Annotated in this window: 13 protein-coding genes and 1 pseudogene; 8 read left to right on the top strand and 6 right to left on the bottom strand. The window is 62.5% G+C overall.

Going from position 1 to position 12,697, the window contains the following annotated elements; translation table 11 throughout:
• The first annotated feature begins 274 nt into the window (after positions 1-274).
• The 4 genes from BST12_RS31815 to lipY all read left to right on the top strand — a co-directional run bounded on the left by BST12_RS31815 (position 275) and on the right by lipY (position 3,308).
• Positions 275-682, top strand: coding sequence for a hypothetical protein (locus tag BST12_RS31815; RefSeq protein ID WP_170062025.1), 408 nt, complete (start codon positions 275-277; stop codon positions 680-682).
• On the top strand, positions 679-1,092 hold the full coding sequence (locus BST12_RS00070) for a hypothetical protein (RefSeq protein WP_083110965.1): 414 nt from the start codon (positions 679-681) through the stop codon (positions 1,090-1,092). The genes BST12_RS31815 and BST12_RS00070 overlap by 4 nt, the downstream gene beginning before the upstream one ends.
• Before the next feature lie 138 nt (positions 1,093-1,230).
• Positions 1,231-1,563, top strand: a complete 333-nt coding sequence (locus BST12_RS00065; protein ID WP_083111198.1) for a hypothetical protein — start codon at positions 1,231-1,233, stop codon at positions 1,561-1,563.
• Between the two features lie 158 nt (positions 1,564-1,721).
• Positions 1,722-3,308 (top strand): triacylglycerol lipase LipY, encoded by a 1,587-nt coding sequence (gene lipY, locus BST12_RS00060; protein ID WP_211281177.1) that lies wholly within the window; start codon positions 1,722-1,724, stop codon positions 3,306-3,308.
• Positions 3,309-3,452: 144 nt separating this feature from the next.
• Here the strand turns inward: lipY and BST12_RS00055 are convergent, their stop codons facing one another.
• Positions 3,453-4,316, bottom strand: coding sequence for a phytanoyl-CoA dioxygenase family protein (locus tag BST12_RS00055; RefSeq protein ID WP_083110964.1), 864 nt, complete (start codon positions 4,314-4,316; stop codon positions 3,453-3,455).
• 29 nt (positions 4,317-4,345) lie between these two features.
• Positions 4,346-4,669, bottom strand: a complete 324-nt coding sequence (locus tag BST12_RS00050) for a DUF732 domain-containing protein (RefSeq protein WP_083110963.1) — start codon at positions 4,667-4,669, stop codon at positions 4,346-4,348.
• Between the two features lie 259 nt (positions 4,670-4,928).
• Between BST12_RS00050 and pstS the strand changes: the two genes are divergently transcribed.
• The gene (gene pstS, locus BST12_RS00045; RefSeq protein WP_139801417.1) at positions 4,929-6,038 is read left to right on the top strand and encodes a phosphate ABC transporter substrate-binding protein PstS; all 1,110 of its coding nucleotides are present in this window, start codon (positions 4,929-4,931) and stop codon (positions 6,036-6,038) included.
• An 18-nt stretch (positions 6,039-6,056) separates the two neighbouring features.
• On the opposite strand, the gene BST12_RS00040 is transcribed toward pstS, so the two are convergent.
• Complete coding sequence (locus BST12_RS00040; protein WP_139801433.1) at positions 6,057-7,268, bottom strand: PPE family protein; 1,212 nt, start codon at positions 7,266-7,268, stop codon at positions 6,057-6,059.
• Between the two features lie 140 nt (positions 7,269-7,408).
• Positions 7,409-8,596, bottom strand: coding sequence for a PPE family protein (locus BST12_RS00035; protein WP_083110960.1), 1,188 nt, complete (start codon positions 8,594-8,596; stop codon positions 7,409-7,411).
• A 228-nt stretch (positions 8,597-8,824) separates the two neighbouring features.
• Between BST12_RS00035 and BST12_RS00030 the strand changes: the two genes are divergently transcribed.
• Both BST12_RS00030 and BST12_RS33150 read left to right on the top strand, forming a co-directional pair.
• Positions 8,825-10,021: a cytochrome P450 gene (locus BST12_RS00030; RefSeq protein WP_083110959.1), complete on the top strand. Its 1,197-nt coding sequence runs from the start codon at positions 8,825-8,827 to the stop codon at positions 10,019-10,021.
• A gap of 544 nt (positions 10,022-10,565) precedes the next feature.
• A pseudogene (locus BST12_RS33150) lies at positions 10,566-11,072 on the top strand (PPE family protein); the annotation flags it as partial.
• A 284-nt stretch (positions 11,073-11,356) separates the two neighbouring features.
• Here BST12_RS33150 and BST12_RS00015 read toward each other — a convergent pair.
• Both BST12_RS00015 and BST12_RS00010 read right to left on the bottom strand, forming a co-directional pair.
• A complete protein-coding gene (locus BST12_RS00015; RefSeq protein ID WP_083110957.1) occupies positions 11,357-11,701 on the bottom strand; it encodes a hypothetical protein in 345 nt (114 codons plus the stop codon).
• Positions 11,702-11,724: 23 nt separating this feature from the next.
• Positions 11,725-12,357, bottom strand: coding sequence for a TetR/AcrR family transcriptional regulator (locus BST12_RS00010; protein WP_083110956.1), 633 nt, complete (start codon positions 12,355-12,357; stop codon positions 11,725-11,727).
• 145 nt (positions 12,358-12,502) lie between these two features.
• Between BST12_RS00010 and BST12_RS00005 the strand changes: the two genes are divergently transcribed.
• Positions 12,503-12,697: spirocyclase AveC family protein (locus BST12_RS00005; protein ID WP_139801416.1), on the top strand; the 195-nt coding region annotated here is incomplete at its 3' end.

The following is a 12,697-nucleotide window of genomic DNA, read 5'->3' as shown; positions in this document are numbered from 1 at the left end:
CGCGGAACTTCAAACCGAGATAGATTGGTTGTCGGAACGGCTTGACTTGCCTCCTATGGAGGTCGGATTGCGAACAATAGGTGGCTTGGGCTTTAAGAGAGAGGTCAGCTCGGCTTCGGTCAGAAAGAATGCCTCGATGACCTTATCTACTGGTATACAGAAGGTGTAGTTACAAGATAAGCGGCGAAATGGCTGGGGGATCGCGCACAGCGCTTCCGGTGCGAATATCAGCTATTGAGTAGCTTCAATATTGAGTGGGCGAAGGGGCGAGTGTGTGAACTCACCGCTATTTTTCGAAACGGTCAGCCGCAGGGCATCGCCCTACCCCCCGATATTGGTGAGGCGCTCTGACGGTCAACAACATGGCTACATCGGCGAAGCGCGCGGCAATTGGCGATCCGACCTGGGAAGCTATCGTCCAGGGAAGCTAGGCCGGCCAGAAGCCAAAAGCGTAGCGTGGCAAGTCAATGAACAATTCCTCCGCGGCCAAATGGAAAGCCATGTTGGACGGATTGAATACGTCCTCGACCACAGCGAGCACTCCTGCCTAGAAGACCTGGCGGCGGACGGCCCGATGTCGTTCTCTGCGATGGAAATAAACTTTCTTAACAACAATGCTGCGGCATATGGATACGAACGAGTCGGAGACGCATGGGTTTATGCGAAAGGTGGAAAAGGATGACTTTCAATTTTTCTGCACACGTTGAAACGACACTGGGGCCACTACTAGCAGAACTCGGTTTCACCCTGGACGAGGTCGACGATAACCCGGATGAAGGCGGGATTGAAAGGCATATCATCTACTACAGATCGGCTGATTGCAAAATACAGATATTTGACTTTCCCCGCGAAGGCGAAGTGAACTGCATGATTGCTCCGCTAGATGCGTCAAACGAATTCGGATTGACGAGCAAGCAATGGCATTGTATCAGTAAATTCCCGAAACGGCCAAACGTCACGCCGCAAGAGCGCCTCAGGATTGCGATAGCAGAAGCTAATGCATACGAAGATCCCCTGCAATGGGTGAAGGATCGCGTCGTTAAGCATTATGAGACAGCGCGTGCCGGCATTCTCGAAATGTACGGCAACTGATAGTGGACGTTGAGGCCATGCCCGGTTGGCAAGTCAATGAACACTTACGCTATGAATAATGACGACATCTTGGATGCTAAGTCCGCGGAACTGCAAGCCAAGATAGATCGATTGTCGGAGCAGCTCGACGTGCCTTCTGTGCAGGTCGGATTGCGAACGAGAGACGGCTTGAACATCTATGTCACGGAGAACGGCTCCTATCACTTCACTTTCTACGAGCGAGGAAAGCTCGGCTTCGACCAAGTGGGTAGCCTCGACGACGTTCTCTACTGGTACTGCGAAGGTGTGGTGTCTAGTCAAGCTGCCAAATGGGTGGGAGATCGCGCGGAACGCTTCAAGTATGAGTATCAGGTACTGAGCTACTTTAATGTCGAGTGGGCAAAACGAAATGTGCGGGAGACTGCGGCGCTGTTCCGCGATGGTCAGCCGGAGGACATCGCCCTGCTTCCCGACATTGGTGAGGCTCTGTGACGCTGGGTATGCGACGAGTACCGGCGCGGTCACAACGCGCTCGGCGCAGCGGCGTCGAGGCCCGGCAGATTGGCTGCCGACGAAACGCTTGCTCCATGCTGTTGGGGCGGTACGTTCGGAAATAGGGCTGCTCAAGAACTGATCGAGGGGGACCAGTAATGAGCTTTTCGGTGTGGCCGCCTGAGGTCAATTCGGTGCTCTTGCTCGATGGGCCTGGGCCGGGATCGATGTTGGAGGCGGCGGCGGCCTGGGAGGGGATCGGCGGTCAATTGAGCTCAGCCGCAACCGAATTCAACTCCATAACCTCTGATCTGGCTGGCCAGGCGTGGCAAGGCCGGTCTTCGACGTCCATGACCACCGCGGCGGCGCGGTACGTGGACTGGCTGGGAGGCGCAGCCGCTCAAGCCGAACAGTCAGCAGCGCAAGCTCGGGCGGCGGCCATCGCGTTCGAGGAAGCACTGGCAACAATCGTGCACCCCGCACTCATTGCCGCCAATCGTGGCGAGGTGGTGTCGCTGGTGATGTCGAACCTGTTCGGCCAAAACGCCCCGGCAATCGCGGCCGCCGAAGCCGTCTATGAGGAGATGTGGGCGCACGATGTCGCCACGATGGTCGGGTATTACACCAGCGCGTCGGCAACGGTTGCGCAATTGGGCCCGTGGGCGCAGGCGCTGGAGAATTTGCCCGCACTCCCAGGCGGAGTCGCCAACGAATTCACCCGAGTGGGCGAGACACTGTTCGCCAGCATCTTCGGAGCCCAGGCCGCTCCGCCTTTCGCAGCAAACCAACCGGGGACCTTCACCGGCACGCCGTCACTGCTAACCAGATTCGAAGAAGCTGCGCTGTGGCCGGTAAAGCCACTCCTGAATTTGTCCGGGATGGAAACTCAACTGTCCATGCCCAGTAGCCCACTATTGGCGCTGTTCGCCAGTGACATCCCGCCATTGTCCTGGTTCCTCGGTAACTCCCCGCCGCCGTTTTTGAACTTGCTGCTGGGAGAAACCGTGCAGCACACCACCTATAACGGGATGAGCGTTGTGCAAATCTCGCCGGCTCATCCAACCGGTGACTATGTGGTTGCCATTCACGGCGGCGCGTTCATCTTCCCGCCGTCGTTCCTGCACTGGATCAACTACTCGGTGACGGCCTACCAAACCGGCGCCACGATTGAAGTGCCGATCTACCCGTTGCTGCAGCAAGGGGGCACCGCCGCGACGGTGGTACCCCAGATGGCCGGTTTCATTTCCTCCCAGCTGACTCAACACGGACCGACACACGTCAGCGTGATCGGTGACTCCGCCGGTGGCAATCTGGCATTAGCGTCCGTCGAATACATAAAGGCGATGGATTCGAGTGCCCCACTACCGGCGTCGATGGTTCTGCTGTCGCCTTGGCTTGATCTTGGGATGACCAATCCGAATATTGCGTTAGTCCAAGACCCGCTGCTGCCGTTTGGGCCCGCGCAACAGATCGGCAAGGTTTGGGCGGGCAACCTTTCGTTGACCGACCCCATGGTGAGTCCGCTGTACGGGGATTTGAGCGTACTGCCGCCGACATATGTCTACTCGGGCAACTTGGACATACTTTCTGCTGACGCATTAGTCCTTCAGCAAAAGGCTGTACAGCAACTGGCCCCCATCAGCTTCGTACTGGCCAATGGCCAAATTCACGACTGGGTGCTGCTGACCCTGGACGGTCCGCAGTACCTCCCGCAGATCAACTACGAACTCGGCATCGCGGCCTGATTATGCCCACCTGTGCGCGACAACCTGTGACCTGCAGCGCAAGCGTCGGTTGTCGCTGAAGCGCCTGCCGGGATCCCAACAGCGGCCTGCGCAAACAAAATAGTCGCTACGAGGCGAGCAAAGGTGGGTCGACCCGGAGCGGCGTTAGTCGTCCTGCCCAACCTCCAGCAGCCGTAGCGGATGCAGGCCATCGACGGCGCCGACGAACGGCGGGTGGATGCTGTAGCCCAGCATGCGGCGAATATCGGCGGAGACCGTTCGAGCGATGTCGCGCGAGACCGACAAGGTGAAGGCCTCCATGGGGCGCAGCCACGGTTGGCAGTACTGGGCGGTGACGGCCAGACGGTCGGTCGCGCTCGTGTTCGCGCCTCCGCCATGCCAAAGGGTGCCGACGAAGAAGACGCACGACCCGGCGGGCATGACGACTGGCAGCGACTGATCCTCTGGGCTGGGCCGGCGCTTGCCCCAGCGGTGGCTGCCGGGTATCACCACCGTTGCGCCGTTGTCGGCGGTGAAGTCGTCGATGGCCCAGATCGTTGCCGCGGCCAACGGTGCCCGCGGTCGTGGAATCGGGTAAAACCCGTCGTCATGGTGGGCCAGTTGCGCGGTCTCGCCAGGCTGAATGTTGATGGCCTGCAACGCCGAAAGCAGGTAGTTGGGCATCAGCAACCGGTCGAGCAGCGCCAGCACCCGCGGATTGTCGACCAGTCGGTCGCACACGCGCGTCCTGCTCAGCACGCTGTAGACGCGTTGGGTGCGCCGGCCTTCGAACGAGTTGCGTCCGGTGTGCGCCAGCCAGGGGCCCACGACCTGATGGATTTCCCGGCACTGCTCGGCGCCGAGCAGGTTTTCCCATATGACGTAGCCGTCACGGTCGAGGGCCGCCAAATCGGCCTCGACGACGGCTGGATCGACGAAGCCCCCACCTGTCGGCTCCCGCTTGTAGCGCTGCGCCAGATCGCCCTTGAGGTCCTCGAGGGTTGTGACGGACTCGTCGTCGATATTCATCGACTACCAGCATGGCACCGTGGGAGGCCTTATGTGGCAGGCAATAAGGCCTTGTGTCGCGGGCAGTAGGCGTCGATGCTGGCGCCGACGAAGAATCCGGAATGATAGGCCGGCATATTGCTGCTATTGAGCACGTCATTGGCCACATCATTGGGTGACATGCCATTGTCGAGCTTCACGCATACGAAATGTCCGGCTTCGATCGCGTGAGCGGTGGATACGTGGTCGATGATGCCCTCGGCCCGCAGCTGAGCCAAGAATTTGTCGTCGGTCGTGTCGGCATGAGCGGTCGCTACCGCCAGCGGGCCGAGCGACGCAAGCAGCGCCGCAACTGCCAAGAGGCGCGAATACATAAAGCTGCTCCCGCGAGAGATGACTTGATGTCGCCGAAGCCGAGCTACGAACGTTGGAGCGTTGGCTTCCGAATAATCCAATTTTCGCGGCTTGTACTCCACAGTTCTAGGTTCGCGGATACTTGTACATTGTCTGTTTGCCTGGTGGCTACTTTCATGAACTGGTCGCGATGCCACCGGCCGTTAATGTTCGGTGCACCAAAGCTGCAGTAGGGTGTCAAACCCTGCCGTCGAAGGTCGAAGAATCAAAGGAACTAAATTGCCCCGCAACCGATTTAGTGCCTTGTTATGCCTCGTCTCCGCTATCGCGCTGCTCTCGTCGGCGTGTGGTAATGACCAAAAGGCAAGTGCGCCAAGTGCATCGACAGCCAACGTGAGTTGCGGCGGAAAGCGGGTAATTAAGGCCAGCGGGTCGACGGCGCAGGCCAACGCGATGACCAGGTTCGTGAAGGCGTTCGAACGGGCCTGTTCGGGCCAGACGCTGAACTACACCGCCAACGGCTCGGGGGCAGGAATCCGCGAATTCACCTCCGGACAAACCGATTTTGGCGGATCGGACTCGCCACTGAAACCAGCCGAATACGCCGCTGCCCAGCAACACTGCGGCTCGCCGGCATGGAACCTACCGGTGGTCTTCGGGCCGATCGCCATCACCTACAACCTCAACGGAGTCACTTCACTGACTCTTGACGCTGCCACCGCAGCCAAGATCTTCAACGGCGCCATCACCACCTGGAACGACCCCGCGATCGCCGCGTTAAACACCGGTGTGACGCTTCCTACTCAGCCGATTCACGTCGTTTTCCGCAGCGACGAATCCGGCACGTCGGAGAACTTTCAGCGATACCTCGATACCGCCTCCGATGGCGCCTGGGGCAAGGGTGCCGGGAGGGAGTTCCTGGGCGGTGTCGGGGTGGGAGCCATGGGCAACGACGGCACGTCGGCAACCGTCAAGCGCACCGAGGGCGCCATCAGCTACAACGAATGGTCGTTCGCCCAGGCACAGCAACTGGGCATGGCCAAGATCATCACGTCGGCAGGCGCGGATCCGGTAGCGCTCAGCGCGGATTCGGTGGCGAAGACGATTGCCTCGGCCGGCATTGTCGACCAGATCAACCAGAACAACGACCTCGTTCTCGACACGATCTCCTTCTACCGTCCGGCCCAGCCCGGCAGTTACCCGATCGTGCTGGCGACCTACGAGATCGTCTGCTCGAAGTATCCCGACGCTCAAGTCGGTATTGCCGTCAAGGCCTTCCTGCAGAGCACCATCGGAGGCGGCCAGAATGGCTTGTCCGACAACGGATATGTCCCCATTCCGGACGCGTTCAAGTCGCGGTTGTCCACCGCCGTCAATGCCATTTCGTGACCCGGTGCGGGCCGAGGGCTAGCCGGCAGGCAGCGGGCGGGCCATCACGGTGGGTTTGAATCCATATCGGGGCCCCGCGCCCGCCCCGCGGGCGTTACCGCCACCGACCACCGGCATGCCACTGAGTACGTTTCCAGTCCCGGCTTCGCCGATGGTCATCGGCTCACTGATCATCTGCACAGCAGGGCGCACGGCCGGCGGAGCCGTCGACGCCCCGGGCCACGACGCCGGAACGGCCAGGTGCCCAACGTGGGCTCCGGCGCCCAAACCGGCGGCCACCTGGCCCCCGGGGCCGAGCGCCGCGGCTACCGGGGGCGCCGGGACGGCAGGCAGCGCCGGCGCCGCGCCGCCGATCCAGCCCGCCGATTTGGCAATCTGCACACCGAAGTTGCCCATGCCAACGCTGAAGTACGGCAGACCTTCGGTGTTGTAGAAGAAGCTCGCGTAGTTGGAGTAGCCCTGCATGAAGGTGCCCAGATTGTTGGGCAGCGTTGTCTGACCGGTTAGCAGGAACCAGATTTCGGTCAATACGGGGAAGCTGGTCTCGAGCTGCGACACCAACTGCTGGGTCCCGCTGGGCGTGGCGAGCAGTCCCAACCGGCCGGTGATCTGGTTGAAGAAGCTTTGCAGCGATTCCTGGATCGAGGCCGCCGGGCTGGCTTGGGCGGCGGCCACCGCCTTGGCCTGACTGGTGGTACCCGCCGGATTGACAATCGTCGGCGCTTGGGTGAAGGTGCTGAATTTGCTGGCCGCCGCAGCAGAGGCGGCATAGTTGTACATGGCCGAGGCGTCTTGAGCCCACATTTCCGCGTATTGGGCTTCCAGAGCGGCGATCACGCCGTTGTTCAGTCCAAAGATGTTGGTCTGCAACGCTTGGGTGAGCTCGGCGCGGTTGGCTCCGATCAGCGGTGGGGGTACCACCGAGGCGAACGCGGCCTCGAATGCTGCTGCGGCCGAACGGGATTGGGTGGCGGCGTGCTCGGCTAGGGCGGCCGTACTCATCATCCAGGCCACATAGGGCTGGGCGGAATCAGCCATCGCCGCTGACGCCGGCCCCATCCACTCGTCGCCGGCCAGCCGGGTAAGCACGGTCTCGTAGCTCTGAGCTGTCGATGTCAGCTCTGCGGCCAGGGCATTCCACGCCGAAGCCGCGGCCACGAACGATGCCGCCCCTGGGCCGGAGTACATCATCGCCGAGGTGACGTCGGGCGGTAGTAGACCGAAATCGATTGCCATGTCATGCTCCTTAGCCGGCCGCGGCCGCGGGGGCCGCCTGGTGAATTGCCGCAGCCTGAGCGCTGACGGCCGGGTACAACTGGGCATTCGCGGGCAACCGGCCCGCGCGCCGAATCATTGCTTCAGACATGGATTTATCCTCCGGAAGGTGGTCGGGTGAGGACGGCGTAGCGGAGTCCGTACCGGATTCCCCCGTTGCCCGCGCGTGTAGCGCCGCGCGATCCGGCCGGCAACCCGGGCAGCGCGGCGTTGATTCCCGTCGCCGGGTTCGTCGCGCTGGCCGAGTGGACGAACTCGGCGCCCATCACCTTCGCGGCAGCGCCGGGTGCGCCGGCCCAACTCGCCGGCACCGAAAGCCCGCCGATCTTGCTGGACGACGAAATGCTTGCCGTCAGGCCGGCTCCGCCGTGGAAATGCCAACCACCGGCGCCCAGCGCCGCGAATTGGGGTGTCGGATACCAGGCGCCGCCCGAGCCTGCCGTCGTACCCAGGCCGTTGAACAACTGCTGGCCGATCGACCAGCCGAAGTTGGCTACGCCAATCCCGAAATAGGCCTGCAATGTTTGTCTGATCGCGGTGTACATACCGGGGTACAGCCCCGCCCAGTTGTTATCCGGCGTCGGCAACCCGTACTTGAAGAAGTCGACAATCGTATTCCAAATGAAGTTCGGTTGGGCGGTGGGCGCGGAGGCGAGCAGCTGCGGAATCGTGGCTGCTGTGTCTTGTGCGTTCTCGGCGGCCACCGCGCCGGCGGCGTGGGCAACCCCGGCGGCCTCACCGCCCGCGGCGTTGGGATTGGTCGTAATCGGCGGTGACGAGAACCGGCTCAACTCCGTGGCGAGCGCCGAGGACGCCGCATACCCGTACATTGCGGTGGCGTCCTGCGCCCACATCTCCAGGTAGTTAGCTTCGGCCGCGGCGATCGCAGGGGTGTTCTGCCCGAAGAAGTTGGTAGCTATCAGCGACAACGACAAGACCCGGTTGGCGGCGATCACCGGCGGGGGGACCGTCAAGGTGAATGCGGTCTCGTAAGCGGCGACGGCTGCCCGGGCCTGAGTGGCGGCCTCCTCGGCCTGGCCGGACGCTGCGCTGAGCCAGCTCACGTAGGGCACGACCGCGGAAACCATTGCGCGCGAGGCCGGCCCGACCCACGGGGCGCTGGTTAGCTCGGTAATGACTGCGTTGTAACTGGTTGCAGCAGAGCGTAATTCAGCTGCCACTGCATCCCAGGCCGAGGCCGCCGCCAACATCGGTCCCGAGCCCGGGCCGGAGTAGATGCGGCCGGAATTCAGCTCCGGCGGCAGGGCCGCGAAATCAAACAACTCACCTGCCCGTGCTCTCTGCCTCGATGTCCCATCAGTCCTTAACGTCTGCGAGAAGGTCTGCGAGCGACCTTTTTGGGCCGAACCGCTGACATATGAAACTTAAAGGCGGAGTTCGAGGTTCGGACCCGGCGACGCCAATTATTCATTTCGCGCCGACATTTGTTAATCCACAATTAAGTTCTGCGACGCACATGGTGCTCTTCGCGGATCGAGTAGCTTCAACGGATGAGCACTCCGGGTAGCGGCCAGGCAAGTGCCTTTTATCTACCCCGGCTCGAATACGCATCGCTTCCGCTGGCCGAAGATCGTGGGATTGGATGGCGGACGCTGCGCGAAGCGGGACCCGTGGTTTTTATGGATGGCGCCTATTACCTCACCCGTCGCGAGGACGTGCTGGCCGCGTTGCGAAATCCCAAGGCCTTCTCGTCGCGAATGCTGCAGCCGCCGACCAATCCGCTGCCGGTGGTTCCACTGGCATTCGACCCACCGGAGCACACCCGTTACCGAAAAATTCTGCAACCGTACTTCAGCCCGCAGGCGCTGGTTAAGTCCCGGCCGATACTGGAGTGCCATGCGGCCGAAATGATTGCCAAGGTTGCCGCTGGGGGCGAATGTGAAGTGATGGGCGATTTCGCGCGCCGGTATCCCTTTCAGGTGTTCCTCGAACTCTTCGGGCTGCCGCTGCAGGATCGCGACCGCGTGATCGCCTGGAAAGACGCCATCGTCGGCGATAAGCCCTTCCTCACTGTGGCCGAGGTGGAGGCGGGGCAGATCGCGCTGTTGGAATACCTCACGAATGCGATCCAAGAGCGGCGACGAAACCCGGGCTCGGACATGTTGTCTCAGGTGATGACCGGCCCCGGCGACTTGACCGATCTCGAGCTGCTGGGCATGACCCACCTCTTGATCCTGGCGGGTCTCGACACGGTGACGGCCGCGATCGGATTCTCCCTGTTTGAATTGGCGCGCAGACCGCGGCTGCGCGCGGAACTCCTCGACAACCTCGAGAAGGACTCCAGGCAAGTCAGGGTTTTCGTCGAAGAGATCGTCCGACTGGAGCCGTCGGCGCCGGTGGCGCCCCGAGTCACCACCGAATTCGTCAACGTCGGCGGCATGACGCTACCGCCGGGCTCGCAGGTGCGGTTGTGCATGGCCGCGGTCAACCGCGACGGCAGTGACCCGACCTCCACCGACGAGTTGGTCATGGATGGAAAAGTGCACCGGCACTGGGGATTCGGTGGTGGTCCACACCGTTGCCTCGGCTCGCACCTGGCGCGGCTGGAACTGACCGTGATCGTCGCGGAATGGCTCAAACAGATACCGGACTTCACGCTTCATCCCGGATACCTACCGGAAATCCCTTTTCCGTCAAAGACATTCGCGGTCAAGTCATTGCCGCTGCGCTGGGGGTCCCATGGCTGATTTCTTGCTCGACGCCAACGAGCGCCGCGAGCTCTGCGACCTTCTCGATGAGCTTGGCCCGGCTGTTCCCACTCTTCTTGAGGGCTGAAACGCCCATGACCTGCGTACGCCGAGCCAATGGCTATGGACCTCGTAGCCTCACCCCGGAAATGCCGCCTTGTGGCGAAACGTGTGCCGCAGCGGCCGTTATCTGAGCCGGCGGCGGCATGGTTACGGGCTCGAAATCGCCTGGGCCACAATCGATAACCGAATGCCAATTCATCCAGGTGAACCGGCGGCCCGCCGGTGCGCCTCGCCGGGCGACCCCCTGCTCTTCGTTTTCGGGCGCCAAGGCGCTGCGCGGGTCGAGGTGAGCGGGCCGGAGGAGGCGGTTGAAGCGGTTCATCGCACGCAGTTCGGCATGTGAGTCCGTCAACTCGAAGACACCTTCGCCGAATTGCAGTCAGATCGACCGCTGTGGCCCTACTCTCTACCCGTCGGGGTTCGGCGAACTTTCGGGTGCTCGCGTCAGTCTGTTACGCACCGTGTGGGGAGTGACTGCGCGATGAACTTTTTGATGATGCCGCCTGAGCTGAACTCGATCTTGATGTACACCGGCGCAGGATCGGCCCCGATGCTGCAAGCCGCCTCGGCGTGGGACGGCTTGGCCGCCGAGCTGGGCGCCGCGGCGTCGTCGTTTTCCTCGGTGACCTCGGGGTTATCCAGTCAGGCATGGCAGGGTGCCGCCGGGCAGGCGATGGCGGCAGCGGCCGTTCCGTACGCGGGGTATCTCAGCGCCGCGGCGGCTCACGCGGGCGGCGCGGCCCAGCAGGCCCGCGCGGTGGCGAGCGTCTTCGAGACGGCACAGGCGGCGGTGGTGCATCCGCTGGCGGTCGAAGCCAACCGCAACGGCTTCGTGCGCTTGGTCATGTCCAACTTCTTCGGCCAGAACGCCCCTGCGATCGCGGCGGCCGAATCCGTGTACGAGCAGATGTGGGCTAAAGACGTCGACGCGATGGTCGGTTACCACGCCGGGGCGGCGCAGGCTGCGGCGGCCCTGACGCCGCTGGAGGGTGTCGTGGCGGGCAGACGGGATCCGTTGGGCGCGCTTGGCAAACTGTTCGTCCGAATCGTCAAAGATGTTGTCAAAGAGGGAGCCAAAGAAGCCGACAAGGCACGAATCGCGGCCGAGCAGGCCAGGCAGGCGGCGCAAAAGACCGAAGCTGTAGTCGAAAAGGCCGAAACGGACTTGGTTCGCCTACGGTTCCGGCAGGCTATTCGCGACCTCCGGCCGCTTATCCCAACCGTTGCTCCGCTACCGGGCCCTGCCATCCGGAGGTAGTACGGGCGACGCGGTCACTGCGACTGCTGTCGCTTGGGTTCCCGAGCGACATCGGCGGCCTGCCGGAAAAGCCGGCCCCAGTCGGGCATTCGGCCGCGAGCCGCCAGTAGCGGCGCCGGGGCGCCCTCTACTTCGGGCAGATCGACGACCAGCCACGCCCCGAACTGATGGGGTTGTACCCGCAATTGCAGCGTTTGGAGTTCGTCCTCGAGCACAACCGGAACTTTGATGAACTCGCCCGGCTGCGCTTGGTCAAGCCGTCGGCGCACTGCCTCCAGGTCAACATCGGCAGCGAGGCGCCATCGAAGTTCTTGGCCGATTCGCTGGCTCGACGAATAGAGCACAAGGTATTTCGCCACAAGTCCCTCCTTCGGGTGCTGCTTCAGTCGTGGCGGTGCAGGAAGCCGTGCAGGCTCGCCTGGACGAGTTCATCAATGATGGCCTCTCGCGACGGCTGATCGGTACCGAAGAACGTCGAACGCAGCGCCACCATGCCGACGATCATCGCCACCGTCGAGTGCGCGGGCAGGTCCGGCTGGCTGGACCGCAGTCCGCGCAAGCGCATGCCCTCCGCGCTGATCTCACCGAGCACCGCGATCGCCCGCCTGATGTCGGAGATGCCGGCATCGGCAATTTCGTTCTCGCTGAATGCCTCCGATGCCGCGAGTGTCAGTAGCAGGCCGCGGTGTTCGACGATCACGTCGTAGAGCTGCCCGACGAAATGCCGGGCCAGTTCCTCCTCGTCGGTCTCCTCGGGAACGACCGATCGCCACGTCCGGCCAAATTCGTCGACGAAGCTGGTGAAGGGCAGGACCAGCGCTTCCCGGAAGAGTCCGGCTTTGGAGCCGAAGTGACGAAAGAGCAGATATTCGCTGACCCCGGCGGCCTCGGCGATCTCGCGTGTCGTGGTGCTGCGATAGTCCTTGCGGGCGAACAGTTCTCGCGCGGCATCGAGCAGTAGCCTGCGCGGTTCGCCCCGGGGCCGGCGGACCGCCGGGCCCGACCTGTCTGCCACCGTTTCACGATAGCGTCCTTGACCATCCGTTTAGAATAGTGTCCACTATTAACGTGGGTGCGGTCATCATGCTGGGCACGCTGTTTGGACTGATCGTCCTCATCTTCGCCGCGGTCTACTTCTTCGATCCCGAAGCGCGTGGCCGGTGAGCGGCGAACTCACGCCGTTGCTCACCGGGGCCGTCATCTTCGGCTGGGGGAGCGGCATCGCGTTCACCGCGGCCGGCGTGTATCTCAGCGTTCGCCGCCGTCGCCTCCACCCGCTCCTGCTGCTCTGTATCTCGGCGATCTCCTTCTCCTGGATCGAGGCGCCCTACGACTGGGCGATGTACGCGCAATTC

Source organism: Mycobacterium angelicum (assembly GCF_002086155.1).
Classification (GTDB): Bacteria; Actinomycetota; Actinomycetes; order Mycobacteriales; family Mycobacteriaceae; genus Mycobacterium; species Mycobacterium angelicum.
The sequence above is the reverse complement of the archived record's forward strand: the minus strand, read 5'-3'. Positions and strand labels throughout refer to the sequence as shown.